Origin of the sequence: Adlercreutzia equolifaciens, assembly GCF_029076695.1 — a bacterium.
Lineage (GTDB): Bacteria > Actinomycetota > Coriobacteriia > Coriobacteriales > Eggerthellaceae > Adlercreutzia > Adlercreutzia equolifaciens_A.
Map to the genome: position 1 here is coordinate 1 of NZ_JARFIK010000293.1, position 311 is coordinate 311.

Annotated in this window: 1 protein-coding gene; it reads left to right on the forward strand. The window is 61.7% G+C overall.

What is annotated here, in order from left to right; translation table 11 throughout:
* The coding region (locus tag PZH32_RS12460) for a nickel-dependent hydrogenase large subunit (RefSeq protein WP_275208561.1) at positions 1-311 on the forward strand (311 nt) is incomplete at both ends.

A 311-nucleotide genomic window follows, 5' to 3' on the forward strand; every position in this document is an offset into this window, starting at 1 on the left:
ATCTGCGCCCTGTCCCCCATTTCTCACGCCCACGCTTCGTCCAACGCCGGCGACAAGGCCTACGGCATCACCATTTCCAACAAAGCTCGCATCATCCGCAACCTGCTGGAGGGTGCGCAGTTCCTGCACAGCAACATCCTGTGGCTGTACAACCTGGCGGCTCTGGACTATGTCAACCCGCTGAACGCCCTGATCGCCATCGTTGCCGAGGCCTACGCGGTGGCCCAGGAGAACAACCTGGCCCTGCACTCCGACCTCTACCACCTCTATGACAAGCTGGCGGCTTTCGCGGGCAACGGCCAGCTGTCCAT